A 262-nucleotide genomic window follows, 5' to 3' on the forward strand; every position below is an offset into this window, starting at 1 on the left:
TGTGTATAAGAGACAGCCGCCATCTCGGCCATCGGGGTGCTCGGTGCCATGGCGCTGCAACTGGCGGCGCTTCGCAGCGTTCAAGACAGCGCCTATCACTCACTCGCCGTCGCCTTGGCCAGCGAAATGGCCGATCACATGCAGGCGAGTCAAATATTGCAGCAGATGCCGCCCGACCTGGCAGCCATCTACACAGACGTGCGACTCGAACCCGACAGCGCTGTTCGTGGCCAAGCGTCTAATCATTGTTACGGCCTTGCTG

1 protein-coding gene is annotated in these 262 nt (G+C 60.3%); it reads left to right on the forward strand.

Going from position 1 to position 262, the window contains the following annotated elements:
- Nucleotides 1–48: 48 nt before the first annotated feature.
- Nucleotides 49–262: hypothetical protein (locus QN347_RS20155; RefSeq protein WP_323494453.1), on the forward strand; the 214-nt coding region annotated here is incomplete at its 3' end.

Origin of the sequence: Sphingomonas sp. 10B4 (assembly GCF_035019905.1) — a bacterium.
GTDB lineage: Bacteria > Pseudomonadota > Alphaproteobacteria > Sphingomonadales > Sphingomonadaceae > Sphingomonas > Sphingomonas glacialis.